At 41.7% G+C, this 16,362-nt stretch carries 16 protein-coding genes and 1 pseudogene; 3 read left to right on the forward strand and 14 right to left on the reverse strand.

The window, feature by feature from the left end; all coding sequences use genetic code 11:
* Window positions 1–114 precede the first annotated feature (114 nt).
* Window positions 115–750: a hypothetical protein gene (locus tag AC2EXB_RS14590; RefSeq protein WP_483602120.1), complete on the forward strand. Its 636-nt coding sequence runs from the start codon at window positions 115–117 to the stop codon at window positions 748–750.
* Window positions 751–928: 178 nt separating this feature from the next.
* On the opposite strand, the gene AC2EXB_RS14595 is transcribed toward AC2EXB_RS14590, so the two are convergent.
* The 5 genes from AC2EXB_RS14595 to AC2EXB_RS14615 all read right to left on the reverse strand — a co-directional run bounded on the left by AC2EXB_RS14595 (window position 929) and on the right by AC2EXB_RS14615 (window position 3,242).
* Complete coding sequence (locus AC2EXB_RS14595; protein ID WP_483602121.1) at window positions 929–1,078, reverse strand: hypothetical protein; 150 nt, start codon at window positions 1,076–1,078, stop codon at window positions 929–931.
* A 285-nt stretch (window positions 1,079–1,363) separates the two neighbouring features.
* Window positions 1,364–1,654: a type II toxin-antitoxin system RelE/ParE family toxin gene (locus tag AC2EXB_RS14600; RefSeq protein ID WP_483602122.1), complete on the reverse strand. Its 291-nt coding sequence runs from the start codon at window positions 1,652–1,654 to the stop codon at window positions 1,364–1,366.
* Complete coding sequence (locus AC2EXB_RS14605; protein WP_251475447.1) at window positions 1,654–1,947, reverse strand: type II toxin-antitoxin system RelB/DinJ family antitoxin; 294 nt, start codon at window positions 1,945–1,947, stop codon at window positions 1,654–1,656. Before AC2EXB_RS14605 ends, AC2EXB_RS14600 begins: the two co-directional genes overlap by 1 nt.
* A 246-nt stretch (window positions 1,948–2,193) precedes the next feature.
* Window positions 2,194–2,730 carry a DUF7713 domain-containing protein gene (locus tag AC2EXB_RS14610; protein WP_483602123.1) on the reverse strand — a complete coding sequence of 179 codons (537 nt, stop codon included), beginning with the start codon at window positions 2,728–2,730 and terminating at the stop codon, window positions 2,194–2,196.
* Between the two features lie 38 nt (window positions 2,731–2,768).
* A complete protein-coding gene (locus AC2EXB_RS14615; RefSeq protein WP_251475451.1) occupies window positions 2,769–3,242 on the reverse strand; it encodes a ParB N-terminal domain-containing protein in 474 nt (157 codons plus the stop codon).
* A gap of 173 nt (window positions 3,243–3,415) precedes the next feature.
* Here AC2EXB_RS14615 and AC2EXB_RS14620 point away from each other — a divergent pair, with 173 nt between their 5' ends.
* Window positions 3,416–4,912, forward strand: a complete 1,497-nt coding sequence (locus tag AC2EXB_RS14620; protein WP_483604758.1) for a YifB family Mg chelatase-like AAA ATPase — start codon at window positions 3,416–3,418, stop codon at window positions 4,910–4,912.
* Window positions 4,913–5,006: 94 nt separating this feature from the next.
* Here the strand turns inward: AC2EXB_RS14620 and istB are convergent, their stop codons facing one another.
* Both istB and istA read right to left on the reverse strand, forming a co-directional pair.
* Complete coding sequence (istB, locus tag AC2EXB_RS14625; protein WP_483602124.1) at window positions 5,007–5,750, reverse strand: IS21-like element helper ATPase IstB; 744 nt, start codon at window positions 5,748–5,750, stop codon at window positions 5,007–5,009.
* Window positions 5,747–7,294 carry an IS21 family transposase gene (gene istA / locus AC2EXB_RS14630; RefSeq protein ID WP_483602125.1) on the reverse strand — a complete coding sequence of 516 codons (1,548 nt, stop codon included), beginning with the start codon at window positions 7,292–7,294 and terminating at the stop codon, window positions 5,747–5,749. Before istA ends, istB begins: the two co-directional genes overlap by 4 nt.
* Window positions 7,295–7,427: 133 nt before the next feature.
* On the opposite strand from istA, the gene AC2EXB_RS14635 reads away from it, so the two are divergent.
* Window positions 7,428–8,099: a transposase gene (locus AC2EXB_RS14635; RefSeq protein WP_483602126.1), complete on the forward strand. Its 672-nt coding sequence runs from the start codon at window positions 7,428–7,430 to the stop codon at window positions 8,097–8,099.
* A 933-nt stretch (window positions 8,100–9,032) separates the two neighbouring features.
* Here the strand turns inward: AC2EXB_RS14635 and AC2EXB_RS14640 are convergent.
* From AC2EXB_RS14640 to AC2EXB_RS14670, 7 genes and pseudogenes are all read right to left on the reverse strand, one after another.
* A complete protein-coding gene (locus AC2EXB_RS14640; RefSeq protein WP_483604760.1) occupies window positions 9,033–9,194 on the reverse strand; it encodes an ATP-binding protein in 162 nt (53 codons plus the stop codon).
* Between the two features lie 166 nt (window positions 9,195–9,360).
* On the reverse strand, window positions 9,361–10,524 hold the full coding sequence (locus AC2EXB_RS14645; RefSeq protein ID WP_483602127.1) for a DegT/DnrJ/EryC1/StrS family aminotransferase: 1,164 nt from the start codon (window positions 10,522–10,524) through the stop codon (window positions 9,361–9,363).
* 29 nt (window positions 10,525–10,553) lie between these two features.
* Entirely contained in the window at window positions 10,554–11,180 is a 627-nt protein-coding gene (locus AC2EXB_RS14650) for an acetyltransferase (RefSeq protein WP_483602128.1), read from the reverse strand.
* A 1-nt stretch (window position 11,181) separates the two neighbouring features.
* Window positions 11,182–11,787 carry a sugar transferase gene (locus tag AC2EXB_RS14655; RefSeq protein ID WP_483602129.1) on the reverse strand — a complete coding sequence of 202 codons (606 nt, stop codon included), beginning with the start codon at window positions 11,785–11,787 and terminating at the stop codon, window positions 11,182–11,184.
* A gap of 6 nt (window positions 11,788–11,793) precedes the next feature.
* A pseudogene (locus tag AC2EXB_RS14660) lies at window positions 11,794–13,055 on the reverse strand (nucleotide sugar dehydrogenase).
* Entirely contained in the window at window positions 13,052–14,284 is a 1,233-nt protein-coding gene (locus AC2EXB_RS14665; RefSeq protein ID WP_483602130.1) for a glycosyltransferase family 4 protein, read from the reverse strand. The pseudogene AC2EXB_RS14660 and the gene AC2EXB_RS14665 overlap by 4 nt, the downstream one beginning before the upstream one ends.
* A 2-nt stretch (window positions 14,285–14,286) precedes the next feature.
* On the reverse strand, window positions 14,287–16,362 hold the full coding sequence (locus AC2EXB_RS14670) for an alginate lyase family protein (protein ID WP_483602131.1): 2,076 nt from the start codon (window positions 16,360–16,362) through the stop codon (window positions 14,287–14,289).

A 16,362-nucleotide genomic window follows, 5' to 3' on the forward strand; every position in this document is an offset into this window, starting at 1 on the left:
GCGATTATTCCACCTTTTGCATGAAATCTAAAGACTGTTCTTTTTTCACACGCACTATGGATTCTCTATATCGGGTATACACCGGGGAAAGAACGTAACGGAGGAGGAAACAGGATGGGTCAGCAAGTTAGGCATTTGTTGAAACTGGCTGGACTTATGATGCTTTGTCTCATGGTAAGCGCATGCAACCCAAACAACCCGAAGGAGCCAGAGCCGAAAGCGGCATCCGGCAGTGACCGCTGTGAAGCAGCTGTGAATGAAGTTGTGGAATCGGAGCTTACAGGCCCCGACAGAGAAGTGACCCGTATGAAACAGGAAGTTGACGATATGATGGCAGAGTTTGATAAAGAAAACCAAGGACGCGTGGACCATCCAGGCTACACGGAAAGCGGACCTGAAGTGGATGCATTTTTTGCATATGCCAGGGAAACCTACAGGTCTTATTTTACGGAAAAGGGATATGTAGAGTTCATCAATCGGGAGATTCCGGATGTTTTCAAGTTTCATCAACATAATCTTGATTATTGGATGGATCCCGTTTCTATTTATGTGGAGAAAGTGGCGGTAGAAGAAACAGATCAGGAATTCAGCGCGGTTGAATTCACTGCTGAAGTAGAATATTCTACGCGAAGAGAAGGCGGCTCTTATGATTTTACCGGCTGGGCATTGTGTACGCCTGATGGGGTGATTTCACATTTGACTATGATCGACCTGGACGGATTAGCTGCCAGAATAGAGAGTGATCTATAAAGTTCGTCCCAGGGAACGGCACAACTCAAACTCCCTTCCTTTGAACCTAGCATCCACAGGAAGGGAGTTTTTTCATAAAAATGACGTGTATAGTTAATGTTCTCTTGAACCGGTTCTTTCCTAAAGTAAATTTTCCGTAAAATAAAAAAGCGCTCCCTATAGGAGCTGCATCACTTGATTATTCTTCTGTCAATTCGACTACAAAACCATTTTCTTCAGCTGATCCAGTGCCTTCTCTTAAGGCTTTTGCGAATTCTTCCTGGCTTTTAAAAAAGATGACCTCAGTGTTGCGGCTTTCCATCACTTTCACTTGATTTGCATGATTCATTGTTCTGCCTCCATTATTTAAAATTTCTTTTGCGCTTTCGCTTGTATATTCTCTATTCCCAGTATATGAGTTGTTAAACATGTTCTATTTTTGTTTCCAGGAATCTACGTAACCTACGACAATCCCAGCTGCTGCTTGAAAAGGAAAACTCCCTTCCATTGAACTTTGTGTTCACCGGAAGGGAATCTTTTAATAATTGCCATATATAGTTAGCGTTCTTGAGCATTGTTTCTTTCCAAGGGAAGTGAATTTTAAAAGGAACTGTTTTTCAAATAATTGAACATTTCAAAACAAATCAGCATGTGTTCCTGTTCGAATGAATACGACTAAATCTTCTGAAGAGTAAAATTTGTAAACTAACAGCCAATCGCTATTGCGCCCGCCAATATGACACTCCCAACAGTCGTTATAATCTTTTGTAGGCCGCAGTTTATGGGCACGGTAGATTTCTTCCGGCAGCTCAACTTCTTCTTCAATCATCTTCATGACTTTTTTTAATTCTTCCAAGTCATTACCGAGTTTGTTTAATCGTTTTAAATCTTTCTTAAACTGACTTGTCCAATTTGCAATTAGCATTACTCCAGGTCCTCAAGGACTTCGTCGAAAAGATCATCTACTGATTTTTGGCGATTTGATAAACCGCTTTTAACCAGCGCATCTGATTCCTCTATCGCCTTTAATGTCACTTCATTAAAACGAGCTTTCGTCGGCTGGAAAGGTAAGCCATTTTCTGCAATCACTTGACGCAGGAATACGTTAATGGCAGTGCTTGCATCCATTCCGAGATCATTCAAAACTTCTACTGCTTGGCTTTTAACATCTTCATCAATCCGCACTTGAATAGTGGCTTTTTTTGTCTTCGTTAACAAGACACTCGCCTCCTTTTCCCTATACTAAATTATAATTATTTGTAATGACAATTACAATACATCTGCAATACAAAAGCTTTTTGTTTTTTCAAGCAAAGGCACAATTCATGCCAATCTCGGTTGCTGCATAAAAAGTAAAACGCCCTTCCAGTGAATCTTGTGTTCACTGGAAGGGCGTTATTTTAGGCAATTGTTATGTATGATTAGAATTCTTTGAAATTGCTTCTTTCCCAAAAAGGACACCCATCAGTCTTCTTCCCAATGGATCTCATCCAGCGGATCGACCATTTCCAGCTTCAGCTGAAACCCTTCAAACCTCGCAAGCATCTGGCCGATTTCTTCCCACTTGTACGTTTTGCCGTCCACTACCACGAGCGGAATCTCTTCCCGGTCTTTATCATAGGCGATCGTCTCTGCTAAGCGATCGCTCACTAATTCCTCGCCCAGGATGAATCGTTCGGCTAGCCCGCGCTCAATCTTCGCAAGCAATCCCAGCAGCAGCTCGCCTTGGTTCCCGTGCAAATCGCCCTCGATCTCAAACGCGCAATGACCGGTTCCCTTCTCTACTGCTTCCATGAAAATGCCTTCCGGATCCAAACGCTTCTTCAAATAGAATACATGGGGCTCCCCTTCGCTGTCCCGGATAGACACCGTTTCCGGGTAGCTCTCCGCTTGCACAGCCAACTCTTCCGCCATCTCGCCGTTATAGCAATCCAGGCACATCTGCGCCTCTCCAAACCGGATTGAGACTTCCGCTTTATGGCAACTTTCACATACCATCATCCCAAGTTTCCCCTTTCACCCTCTGAATCTCGAACCACTTAAACTCTAGATTCCCCAACGACTCCCCAGCTTCCACGGTCTTTCTTCATCGTCTTCAGTTTATCATTCCAATAATCGACGTAGATACGGTCCGCTTCTGCTAAAGTGAAGAACTGACGGTGCTGCTCTTCGGTCAGGTAATAAGCGGGCAGTCCACTAATGCCGAGTCGCCTCGCTTTTGCGACGCGGTGATTGCCGTCGATCAACCGGAAAAACTCCGGGCGCATCCAAGCCATAATGACCGGCTTCGAAAGATCCGCCTGCGGAATAAAGTCTTCATCCAAATGCGCTGAGTCTGCACCTTGCCCCGGCGGTCCGATCTGCACAACGGACAGTTCCACTTGATCGAGATTTTCTTCAATCCAGCTTGCTGCTCGTGTGATATTCCACCTGAATGGATAGCCGCCCAAAGTTTCATCGCCCACAACCGGTTCGCACGGTTTGAAATTCGGATTCTCTTTTAGTTTCCTCATTACTTCTCCTCACTTCACATTATGTTTTCTATAGGATATCATATCTTCTTTTTTCGTTCCCTGGGAACAACACGATTTTAACAAAAGAATATTTAGACAATTCTTCTCACTTCACCTACAATGAAAAAGTAAGCCAGTTCAAAAGGAAAGAAGGGATTCCCATAAGCAATTACATTTACAGTGTCGGAATGTCCGGACTTACCGGACAAGTGATCCAAGTTGAGGCGACGGTGTGGGAAGATAAGGAGTCGTGCATTATTATCGGTCTGCCGGATGCATCAATCAAGGAGTCACGTGAGCGGATTTTGAATTGCCTGCATGCGCTCAAAGAAGATATCGATATGAAGAAAATCACGATCCATTTGTCGCCGGCGGATGTCCGCAAACAAGGCACGTCATATGATGCGGCGATGCTGCTGGCTGTTCTGCAGGCAATGGCGAAACACCCTGTGAAGATTCCGGATAAAACCTGTTTCATCGGCGCATTGACACTGAAAGGCCAGCTGACGACGTTCCACAGCATGATCCCGACAATCCACCAAGCGATTCTGTTGGGCTTTAAACGCATCTACATTCCACCTATTGAAATCTCCCTTTTTGCGAAAGCTGCGGATATTGAATTGATCCGCATGCCGGACATGCCTTCGATACTTGCCCATTTAGCAGGCAAACCTTCCCTTTTTGATGATGACCTGTCTTTACTTGAAAATGAACCCGTTTACGAAGAAACCGAGAAGATCCCTCATGTCTGTTTTTCAGCAATCCGTGGACATGTTGAAGCAAAACGCGCACTTTTGTTGGCGGCAGCTGGCGGCCATCACCTATTGATGAGCGGACCTCCGGGCTGCGGCAAAAGCCTGCTGGCGAATGCATTCCATACGCTTTTGCCGGATTTGACGCATGACGAGGTGCTCGAGGTCTATAGCATCTACCAGCTGGCGAAGCAGCCGCGCTCTCTGTCCGAACGTCCGCCGTTCCGCGCGCCGCACCACTCTTCTTCTGAAGGGGCGATCATCGGCGGCGGCCGCTATCCGAAACCGGGTGAAATGTCGCTTGCGCATCGCGGCGTTTTATTTCTCGATGAACTGGGCCATTTCCCGCGCCGCGTCATCGATACGCTACGGCAGCCGCTGGAATCCGGTTTTGCGGTGGTCAATCGCGTGGAAGGATCTGACCAGTTCCCTGCAAGCATCAATTTAATCGCAGCGACGAATCCGTGTCCCTGCGGCTATTACGGTGCCCGGGAGAATTATTGCGTCTGCGGCGACAAAGTACGATTGAAGTATATGCAGAAAATCACGGGGCCGATCATCGACCGCATCGATTTTGTGCTAGCGATGAAAAGCCAAAGCGTCTTAGACCAAACTACTGCCGCGACATCCGTTGACTTGCGGCAAACCGTAACAACGGCACGAGCCCGGCAACGGCTGCGCTACGGTGCGAATTACACGAACGCCATTGTGCCAGTTAAGTTATTTGAGGAGAAAGTCCAGTTCAGCGCGACTCAACTGGAACGCATCGAAGCCGCCAGTTTTCAGGAGAATTTGAGCAGCCGAGCAACGCTGAAGATTTTGCGGCTGGCCCGGACGATTGCTGATGTGCTGGATTGTGACACGGTACCGGACGCGGCAGTTGAAGAAGGACAAGCTCGAGAACCACTCGTGCCATAAAATAGAACCACCTCGGACAAAAACCAGAACCACTTCGGACATCTGAGAACCAGTCATAAGAATAAGAAGACCGCCCTCGGGCGGCTTCTTATTCTTATGACTGAATCCCGAGTCTTTCACGCATGGAAATCTTGCCATCAATGAAAACGGAATGCGAACTATGGATAACCCGATCGAGAATGGCATCGGCGAGCGTCGCTTCCCCAATTTGTTCATACCAACCGCTAGGTTCAAACTGCGAACAGAATATGGTGGAGGCATTCTGGTATCTCGATTCGACGATTTCCAGTACATCTCGCGCTTCATGCTCGGTCAAGGAAACAAGCAGCCACTCGTCTAAAATTAATAAGTTTACCTTTCGGTAAGCTTTCATGGTCTTTTGGTACGTCCCATTCAATCGAGCCAGCGCCAGTTCATCCAGTAATTCCGGCAAACGCATATATTTGGCCGTATAGCCGTTTCGGCAAGCACTGACGCCAAGCGCGCATGCTAAATAAGATTTTCCGTTTCCAGATGCCCCTTTCAGGATGACGTTCTGTTTTTCGCCGATATAATTGCAGCTGGCCAAACGCAAGATGGTCGTGCGATCCAGCTTGCGGTCTTCAAAGTAGTGGATGTCTTCGATGCAAGCGTCTGGCATACGCAAATTCGCTGTGCGGATCAGCCGATCCAATTTATTGTTCTTCCGGCGGATGTACTCGCTGTCGATCAATAAATTGAAGCGATCTTCGAAAGACAGCTCCCGGTATTGAGGATCATTCATTTGGTCATAATACGTCTCGGCTATCGCGCTCAGGCGCATTTCATTTAGTTTGGTGATTGTAGATTCAATGGTCATTGATCTTTCCTCCCGTAGTAGTCGGCCCCTCTGACAAATCCATGCTCTTTTGAAAGGCTGACAGGTTTCTTTTGCGACGATGTCGTCGTTTTGATGTCACGCTCTGTTTTGAGAATCGTTTTAACCGTATTCAGGCTCACTCTCGGAGAGAAAGTAAGTGACTTTTCGCAAGCCGCTTCAAGTTCGCGCTCGCTATACTGGGCAACGAGTTTGGAGAGCCCTAAGCACAGCTTGAGTGACTGCTTTTCATTGGTGCCATTGGCTAGAATCGTGCGGACTGCTTTTTCCGTAAAGGGTCCGACGGACTCTCCCCATTCAATGAAATGCGCTGGTGTAAACGTAAGAAACTGCTGATGCTTGGCTGGCAGATGATCAAACTCTGTCGACGATTGCCCATCTTTACCGAACAATCGCTTGTGGGAAGCGATTCGGAAGTTGTTGAAAAACACTTCCACCATTGTTCGGGTCACCCGGATTTCCACTACGTGCTTGATGTATTCATACGGTACCGAATAATACATCTTGTTTTCCTCAATATGATAATCTGGTTGTAAAGTGGCTTTCTTCCATTGAGCCATTTCGTACCGGGAAGCAGGCAGCGGGAGAAGCGCAAACTTCTCCTCTTCCAAGAAGGCAGTGAGCCGGCTTCCTTTTTTCTTTTGAAACTCTTTTGCATTGAATTCCTCCAGCTTAAGCCGGACGGCTTCATTCAGCTCTTGCAGTGAAAAGAACACTTGATTTCTCAGTGAAGCGATAATCCAGGTGGTGATGGTGCCAACGGTTCCTTCGACACTGGGCTTGTCCTTAGGTTTTCTGACGCGTGCCGGGATGACGACGGTTTGATAATGCTCCGCCAATTCTTGATACGTCCGGTTGATCATGGGATCGCTATAAGAAGGCTTTTCAACTCCCGTTTTCAAATTGTCGGGCACAATCGTCTGTGTGACGCCTCCAAAGAATTCAAATGCATGGATATGTCCGGTAATCCAATGAAGCGAGTTCATTGAATAGAACCCTTCGACATACGAGTAGCCACTGCAGGACAAGGTGGCCGCAAAAAGTGACACCTCATGTACTTCGCCTGTTGTTTGATCTCTTACACTCATCGAAGTGCCGGCCCAATCGACTTCAAGGGTTTCAGCCGGTTTTCGTTTAATGCGCATGGTCGCTTTGGTTGTGGTGACGAACTTCGTGTATTCCCGGCAGAACTGACGGTAGCTGTAGGGAATCTGATTCCCGTTCCGGCAGACGATTACGTATTCGTGCCAGAGGAGCGAGAGCGTCACGCCTGTTTTCGCCATTTCTTTATGGACGTAGTCCATGTCAGGTAAGTGCCTTTCGTCTTTCACATGCTTCTCAGGGAAGAGAAGCTTTTGAAGCTCTCTGTCTCCCAACTCCTCTGGTAGAGGCCAGGAAATCCCTTTCTTTTCTGCTTGCTCCAACACATCATTAATCGTACTCCTTGAACACTTACAGCTGGCTGCGATTCCCCGTTTGGATACCTCCTGAGCATCCAGCCGGAGAATCTCTCGATATTTGATCATAAAAAACCTCCTAGACAATCAATTTACGGAATATTCCGCAAACCAATTATATAGGAGTGGTTCTCTCATGTCTTATGTGGTTCTATTTTTTGTCCGTAGTGGTTCTAAAATTTGGCACAGGTGGTTCTATTAAGTGGCTGTATGCAGCAGTGGACGAAGCGCTGAAATGGAAAATCAGTGCACGCCGGGCCCATCAGTCGCTGTTGAGATGACGCCTCGGCGCGAGTTCAATCCCAATTCCTATTACCACGTCATTATGCGCGGTAATAACCGGCAGCCGATTTTCAAGACGAAAGAAGACATGTTTGAGCTGAAGCGGACGCTTTTGCATGTCCATGCGGATTATCCGTTTACGGTCCTGGCTTATTGTTTCATGAATAATCATTATCATCTTTTGGTGAAGCCGCTGCGGGATCCGTTGGATAAAATTATGCAGCGGATCAATAAACGGTACAGTATCTCTTATTCGAAACGGTACGGACATGTCGGACAAATTTACCAGAAACGCTATTTTGCGAAAGAAGTCGATTCCCGGCTTGGCCTTCTGACCGTCAGCAGCTACATCCACCGCAATCCAATCGAGACGAAGAGGCCGATGGTTGAACGGCTGGAGCAATACCCGTACAGTTCGTTCCCTCTGTATTGGGATGATGCGCTACCCGCTCCGCCGTTTTTAGACCGCAAATTTTTGCAGGAACTGTTGCCGGAGCCATTTGATAGAACAAATACAGCGTATTGTACCTATTGCTTAAGCTATCGGCAACAAGTCGATGAAGATCCGCATGCAGAAAAATTCGATCTGTGACGCGAGTGCTGCCATTCCCGTTCCTTTTCTTTTACCTTTTACTCTTTTTTTTGCTCGCTTTTTCATTCCCAGGGAGCGACACAATTCACCACAATTCCAGTTTCTGCATAAATATTGAAAATCCACGCTTTTGAACCTTCAGTTCTCAAGCATGGATTTTCTTTTGTATACATTTGTAGTGAATTGTCGGAATTGTTTCTTTCCCTGGGAAGCGATTTTATTAAGCTTTATTCTAGTTCCTGATTAGACCCTATGTGCGAAACAATTATTGCAACTTACTTTTTTAAAAAAATTCCAACAGGAAACCATTTCATCACTGTTTTGACGGATTCATTATGCAGGTTTCCTGTATATCTTGAATTGTGTTCAAGAAGAAAAAGTTGAAATTTTTTAAATACCGAAAATCAACAAAAGCCTTTTCCAACAACGTGGAAAAAGCTTTTGTTTTATAAGAACATAAAAATTCAGGTATGTAAACAAATTAGGATGAAGATTTACTTGAACTGCAGATTGTTAGAATAAGCAAACGGGCTTTTCAATTTGTTTTCATGATAATTTATTTTCTTTTGTATCTTATTTCTCATCTTAGTATCTATTGTATCTTTAATCAATATTTTTAGGTAATAAATCCTTAATAACCTTATTTTTTTAACCACTATTTAACCACCCCATTGGTTTGTTAAATAGATTATAATACGCTATCAAGGAAAAAGGTACTGTTTTTTGGATTATCTTCTTAATTCTATCAATGCGGGTTTAAATTTCCCCATTATAGCTGGAATAAAATTCCCCACTTTAGTTACTTTGCAGGTGGGACAACTGGATATATTCCGTTTTTTTCAGGTGATAAGAACTACCTTAGATATTTGAAATCACCGAATGGAGAAGCAGACAGCCAAGAATGACTGGGGCTAAACCGTCAACCTTAGAGACCTATCCCAATTTGATATACGATTTATTTGAGGTTAGGATCATCGAGCCTTGCTCATAATCCTTCAAGATGACTTGGAAAAAGATAGTCTCTGAAAAATCTTTAAACGGAAAGTAGCGGATCTCATCCAAGTCAATCAAATCCGGACATGCAGACATGTCCATTTCTTTATGAGTCAAGAGATCATACCTATGACTACTGTTTCATGACACTCCGCGACCCGTTCCACTGCTGTAGCCGTTCTTCCAAAAGACTTCTATCGCAAAAAGAAAAAATAGAAAAAATGCCTTTTCGAGATAAAATCGAAAAGGCATTTTCTTTTCTAAGAAACTAGGTGCTCTTTAGCGGACGCGTGCTTTTCAACACTTCTTTAACTTTTTTAATAACCTTCTCCTGCTGCTCCGCAGTCATATTAGACCCACTAGGCAAACAAATCCCCTGTTCAAAAAGTCGCTCACTCACTACACTATTTTCTCCATGCGCATAAAACATGCATCCTTCAAACAACGGCTGCAAATGCAATGGTTTCCATATTGGACGAGCTTCAATATTTTCTTTCGCCAATTCTGCTATCAGCTCATAAGGCGTAATTTTCACTTTTTCAGGATTCAATGTCAATGTAGTTAACCAACGATTGCCGTATGTACCTTCAAGTTCCGGCATAAAATTGAGGCCATTCACTCCATCTAAAGCTTCTACATAATGATTAAATATGGTTCTCCGTACCTTCACCCGTTCATCCAATACTTCCAATTGAGCGCGGCCAACCCCAGCAAGAATATTACTTAATCGGTAATTGTATCCCATTACACTATGCTGATAATGCACTGCTGAGTCTCTTGCCTGAGTGGCCAAGAAACGTGCTTGCTTTAGTGCTTCTACATCATTCGATACAAGCATTCCGCCTCCTGAAGTCGTGATAATCTTGTTGCCATTAAATGAGAAGATGCCAAATTTCCCAAATGATCCACTAGGTTTACCTTTATAGGTCGCACCTAATGATTCAGCCGCATCTTCTACAATTGGAACTCCATATTCTTCGCATAATGCAACCAGTTCATCCATCATAGCGGTTTGGCCATATAGATTAACTACAATAACTGCTTTAGGCAATTTGCCATTTTTCTTTGCATCTATTAACGCTTTCTCTAATGCAACTGGAGACATATTCCAAGTTCTTTCTTCAGAATCAATAAAAACTGGCTGTGCACCCATATAAAGAATAGGATTCGCACTGGCTATAAAAGTTAACGTTGAACAAAATACTAAGTCGTCCTTTTTAACTTCTAATAATTCTAAAGCCAGATGGATAGAAGCTGTCCCTGAGCTAGTTGCTACTGCATCTTCCATTTGTACATATTCAGCAATTTCTTTTTCAAATCCATCTACATTCGGTCCAAGTGGAGCAATCCAATTTGTTTCAAAAGCAGAAGCTATGTAAGATTGTTCTTTTCCGCTCATATGAGGGGAAGAAAGGAAAATTCGTTCTGTCATGGCCTTAATCGCTCCTAATTTTTGATTCATCATCTATTAACTTTTATAACTTTAGCAGGGCTTCCTACTGCCACAGCATTTTTTTGAATGTCTTCCAGAACGACAGATCCAGCACCGATAGTCGTCCACTGTCCAATTTTTTTCAAAGGAATTATAGTAGCATTTGCACCGATATGAACCCCTTCATCAACTGTCGACCCTCCAGTAAGAACTGCTCCTGGAGAGATATGACTGTAATCTTTTATCACACATTCATGCTCAATTACTGAGCATGAATTTAAAATGACATGATTGCCAATATTCGCTTCTGCGTTTACAACTACTCTTGGCATTATGACTGTTCCTTCGCCTATAGTTGCACTCGGACTAATTACAGCACTTTTATGAATAAGCTTTGCATAAGACTCATTGCTCAATGAAAGGCATTCAATAATATTCTTTCGAATACGATTAGAACCTATCGCGACAATAATTTTAGCATGATGTTCCTTCATTAAAGAATCTAAATCGGATAATGGTCCAATCCAACATTCTTTTTCTACACAAGAATTGCTATACTTATCATCTAACTTCGCAATTACTCGATCGCCATTGGAATTTATAATATCAGCGATAACCTTAGCATGACCACTATCGCCAATCAGAATGATATCCATACTAAGACCTCCCTGATTTTGAATTCCCTTTAAATTTCGTCATTGTTGCCTGCCCGTCTTGCGAAATACCTTCTGATTTAAAAACTTTTATTACCGTCATTACTAGAATCTTCATATCCAACCAGAATGAGCGGTTTTCGACATACCACACATCATATTCAAACTTCTTCTCCCAAGAAATTGTATTGCGGCCATTCACTTGCGCCCACCCTGTAATTCCTGGTCTTACGTCATGCCGTTTTAACTGAATTTCGTTATAAAGAGGCATATACTCCACTAAAAGAGGACGCGGCCCGACAAAACTCATATCGCCTTTCAGCACATTCCACAGCTGCGGCAATTCATCTAAGCTCAGCTTTCTAATGATTTTCCCAAAAGAATTTAACCGTATTTCATCTGGTAATAACTTGCCCGAGGCGTCACGCTCATCAGTCATTGACCGGAATTTATAAACATAGAATGGTTTACCGTCTAAGCCCGGTCGCTGCTGTTTGAAAACAAGAGGTGAACCAATTTTGAAACGGATCAACAAAGCAATAATCAGGATAATAGGCGATAAAATCAGTAGCGTAACAAAACTCACGGTAATATCAAATAATCTTTTCATCAATAATCACTGCACCACTTTCGTTTTGTTCAACTCTCCTATTTTACCAAAATCAATAAGTTGAATTTTCGAGTTTTCAACTTTAACACAACGTTTAGCATCGAAAATCACACTATTTTTCATCTTTGAGATAATCGCATTTTCATCTAAAGATCTGAACTCTACATGAAGATACATTCAGAATTTGCAATTGCTTCTTCAAAAGTATCTAGTCTGAACTTCACTTGAGTCTGTTTCACACGAGGATCATAAATCCCCAATCCGTATCCTTCTTGAGTTAATAATTCTACTATATCCATCGCTGGACTTTCACGGACATCGACAATATTCCCTTTATATGTTAAGCCGAACACAGACACTTTTTTCGAAGTATTCGGGACTATCTTTTTAAGTTGCTCTATTACAAAGGCTAGCATAGAATTATTGATAGCATGGGCATCAGAAACCAATACTGCTTCTACAGGAGCTTTTTCGATAATAAAGTATGGATCGACTGCTAAACAATGCTCCTCTACGCCTGGTCCAGGTAAATGTAGATTAACTCGCGAATGATGGTTAGCTAATTGAATAACTTCAAAGCATTAATATCTAACTACAAGGAAATCTTGACTAATTCATTCGCTAACGCAATATTAACATCTCGATAAGTATTCTCCATAAGTTTAGACATCTCAGGACTTAAAGCAGAGGTTTTTAGCAGTTGTCCTTTGACAAAAGACTCATATACTTCTGTTGCTTTATCAGTTGAATCTTCATTAATACCACCTATGATACGATAATTTCCAACCAATTCAATTAAAATTCTTCCTGCAGGACTCTTTCCGGACAAAGAGCCAAGAATAGATCTTCTCCAACACTCCAATTCGCTTCTTTAAAGATGGGAGCCACCACATCATAAATTGTCCGCGGTGGAATAGTTGATTCAACAATAACTACATCATCTTTTTTGACAAAATGAAGAATAGATTTTGTAGCATCGATCACATAATCTAAATTAGCTGTGTTGTCTGCATTGTGAGGCTTTGAAACAGCGATAATAAAACAATCCGCTTCTTCAGCCTCAAACTTTGCAGTTAATAGATTTCGCAATACTGCATTATTTACTTTGGCTTTCAATCCCAACTCTTCGATATGAACTTCACCTATATTAATAGCTCCTATTGCTTTTGGATTCACTCTACTCCGACGACTTCCCATCCATTATTGGCAAACGTAGCTGCTGTAGGAAGACCAATATAGCCTAAACCGATTACACACATTTTTTTCATTTTCTCACGACTTCCTCTAATATTTCTATATAATTCTGAGCTAGAGCTCTTCTACTAAAGTTCTCTCTAACAAATCGAAGACCGTTATTCCCTAACTCACTTCTTAGTTCTTTATTATTCTTAAGTAAAAGGATTTTTTCTGAAAAAGATTTAGCATCCTCCGGATCAACATAGTATCCAGAATTACTTCCCTCTACCAGATTCCGTGCAACTCCATCAATTCCTATTAAAATCGGCTTAGCACATGACATATAATCAAATACCTTGTTAGGATAAACAGTTTTAAAAGTATCAACTTTCTTTAATACCGCAGTACAAACATCCGAAGCATTACAAAAATCTGGAATCTTTGTTTTTGGTTGAGATTCAATAAATAAAATATTATCTAAGTTTCTTTTGGTGGCTTCTTTTATCAGCTCGGCTTTCTTCATGCCATCACCAATAAACAAAATGACAATATCCTTTTGTTCTCTTAGTTCTTCTGCAACATTTAACAAAGATACTAAGTGGTTAGCAACTCCGTGTGCGCCCATATAAGTAACAACGAATTTTCTTTGAAGATCATATTTAGTTCTTACCCAATTGTCGATAGGGCCTGGTTGAAAAATATCAAGATCAGCACCATTGGGGATAAAACTGATTTTTTCTGAGTCGATGTTTTTCTTAGTGACCAATGCATGTTGAAAAGCTGGAGTCAGCACATTAATCCTATTTGCGAACCGATAAGATATTTTCTCCACAAAATAGGCTGATTTGATAATGAGGCTATTTGTTAATACACCAGTATCAATAGCCGATTCTGGCCATAAGTCTCGGATTTCAAATACCATCGGCGTCCGTTTCATCCACTTTGTCAATATTCCAGTAATGCCTACAAAGAGCGGCGGGGAGGTCACAATTAATACATCGTGTTTTTTCACATGAAATAAAATAGCCCATAAAGAAGACACTGTAAAAGAAAAATAACCCCATAGCCTTCCGAGAAATGATTTATTATATGCTTCAGAAACATACGTTCTCACTAATTTAACTTTTGGAGAGTAGTCTTCTTTTATAACCCATTTCCCTTTATGCTGTTCTTCTTTTTCTCCAGTTGCATAATGAACTGTCCCTGCTACAACTGTGATATCATGACCCATTTCTTCCCAGTACTTGACGAACTGGTTGAAACGAGAACCTCCTGGATCATTTTTGCCTAGAAAATATTGATGCAGCACTAAAATTTTCATCCTTACAACTCCAGATAGTTAAATATTGTTTTTGAACCAATTGGCAATAGCTTTAAATTCCTCTCATCAAGCAGTAAGTTTTCGCCATCAAAACCCTGCTTATCCAACTGGCTATTCTTTTGTAAAATAGTAATGAAACGTGCCTCAGACTTTATATCACTTTCTATTACTATTTGCGGCGAAGCTTCTTTATGGCCATAATATAATGAGCGCCATCCCGCAATAGGATTATCAGCGCCGTTAACTAATTTAGAAGTGTAGGGATTCGAAGAAATTACTTTCAGGCCCCAATACGCTTTATCCGGAAATCTTATTTCCCACTTATCTTCTGTCAATTGTTTTACATCATTAACGCCAAAGAGCCAGCTTAAAGAAAGTTGTTCATCTTTGACTTCTCCCATAATATCGTCCACAACTACTAAGATATCTTTAGACTGCATAATTGCTCTTCTGTGCGTAATTGGAAAATATCCGTAGTGCTCTCCTTCAAAAAATGTACCAAAAGCTGTTTCTTTAAATTTAGTAATAGAGGATTTCGTCCAATTCAACCAAATAAACCTCGATGCTTTAGTCATTTGGTCTTTTCCATTTAACATCACCGTGTTATGTGAAGCAGTCCCATTGAAATAGAGTAGATTTTCTTGTTTTGTGTTATAAGAGTATGTGCCTGCGTCCGCTAAGATATTATATTTACCATCCCAGAAGTCTAGATGAAGCATATCTGCTTGTGCTGGCCGATGTTTATAACTTGTACATCGAATCATAGCAAACTGCTCCCCTTGTCTTAAGGTTGCATAGCCACCTTCATTAAACAAACGAGATCCTTTAATCGGAGACTGATACGATTTTCCCACATCTAACCCAAGCCATAAAGAAATTTCGTCCACTTTAACTTCTTCATATAATCTGGTATCAGTTAAAGTCAGCCAAGCCGCCTGCAGCGCAGGACGGTGGTCTAAGTATTCAAGAGAAGTAAGCGGATGAATATAAGCTCCATCATTCATACCATAATTCGGCAATCTTCCCGTAGAAAAATCTTGCATTTGATACAGGAATTCAACTGTCTTCTTAAATTTCGTTATAAATGATCTGTCAAATTTTTCTCCATCAATTTGTGCCAAACGCAGCACCCAAGTAAAATTTTGAATAGCTAGGCGCTGGTAATTAAATGAATGTTGGATGTACGAACCATCTTCATAGATTTGCCAATTTGCTTCCGACTGAATAAATTTCTTTCCTTTTTCTTTCCACTTACGCGACAAGTTGTAAAAAGGAAAAACCGTTCCAACCGTATACATGCCAGCCGCTTCAGACAAAGAATGATTATTCTTAACTGATTTCAAAGCAAAGTCAAAATGTTTCTCTACATGATCTGCATGATGATGAATAGCTTTTAGTATTAGCTCTAGACGATCATTCGTTGTTTCAGGGGAATCTATGAAAGCATTCATTCCAAATATCCAAGCCATTATTCGTAAAGACATTTCCTGCCCGCACTTGTAATTTGCCCCGAGCTCAGGGGGATTATGCTCAATGAAATCCTCGAACATGGACCAGAAGGCAATTGCGTATTTCTCATCTTTTGTCACTATATAAGCACGGCTCAAAGGGTATGCAAAAGAAAATCTGGATAGTTCCCATATCCACTTAATGTCCCCAAAATCACTAGAAAGATCGCCAATTTCAGTCCAATGCAGCTTTTCAGGAGATTTTTTTTTCGTGAATGGACTATAGTGCCAATTAATTTCCTTAAAGTTGATTGGATGTTTTGAAAAATAAGTGAAATTCCTCTCCAAAATATCATCCGCATTCTTAATGGCTTGTTCTAATTTAAAATCTTCTTTAGATTCATTTAAATAATCAGCATCCACTTGAAAAAATGAATTTTTTAACCTTCTTTCAACTAATTCTTTTAGCGTCACATCAGTTAGCATAATTTCCTTAAGTTTAATGTCATCATATGAAAAAGTACGATACTTCTTCTTAAGTAAACCCATTTTCTTTTCAAGTTCATACTTTACACGAAACAAAGTCCAGGAAAGCCCCATGTTCTTTACCGTTTCAATTTTCGGATTCAA

The sequence above is a fragment of the Planococcus alkaliphilus genome (assembly GCF_057031095.1).

Coding starts and splice junctions, on each gene's coding strand:
- AC2EXB_RS14590 (WP_483602120.1), top strand. CDS start 115: ATGGGTCAGCAAGTTAGGCATTTGTTGAAACTGGCTGGACTTATGATG.
- AC2EXB_RS14595 (WP_483602121.1), bottom strand. CDS start 1,078: ATGAATCATGCAAATCAAGTGAAAGTGATGGAAAGCCGCAACACTGAG.
- AC2EXB_RS14600 (WP_483602122.1), bottom strand. CDS start 1,654: ATGCTAATTGCAAATTGGACAAGTCAGTTTAAGAAAGATTTAAAACGA.
- AC2EXB_RS14610 (WP_483602123.1), bottom strand. CDS start 2,730: ATGATGGTATGTGAAAGTTGCCATAAAGCGGAAGTCTCAATCCGGTTT.
- AC2EXB_RS14615 (WP_251475451.1), bottom strand. CDS start 3,242: ATGAGGAAACTAAAAGAGAATCCGAATTTCAAACCGTGCGAACCGGTT.
- istB (WP_483602124.1), bottom strand. CDS start 5,750: ATGACCATTGAATCTACAATCACCAAACTAAATGAAATGCGCCTGAGC.
- istA (WP_483602125.1), bottom strand. CDS start 7,294: ATGATCAAATATCGAGAGATTCTCCGGCTGGATGCTCAGGAGGTATCC.
- AC2EXB_RS14640 (WP_483604760.1), bottom strand. CDS start 9,194: ATGGACATGTCTGCATGTCCGGATTTGATTGACTTGGATGAGATCCGC.
- AC2EXB_RS14645 (WP_483602127.1), bottom strand. CDS start 10,524: ATGACAGAACGAATTTTCCTTTCTTCCCCTCATATGAGCGGAAAAGAA.
- AC2EXB_RS14650 (WP_483602128.1), bottom strand. CDS start 11,180: ATGGATATCATTCTGATTGGCGATAGTGGTCATGCTAAGGTTATCGCT.
- AC2EXB_RS14655 (WP_483602129.1), bottom strand. CDS start 11,787: ATGAAAAGATTATTTGATATTACCGTGAGTTTTGTTACGCTACTGATT.
- AC2EXB_RS14665 (WP_483602130.1), bottom strand. CDS start 14,284: ATGAAAATTTTAGTGCTGCATCAATATTTTCTAGGCAAAAATGATCCA.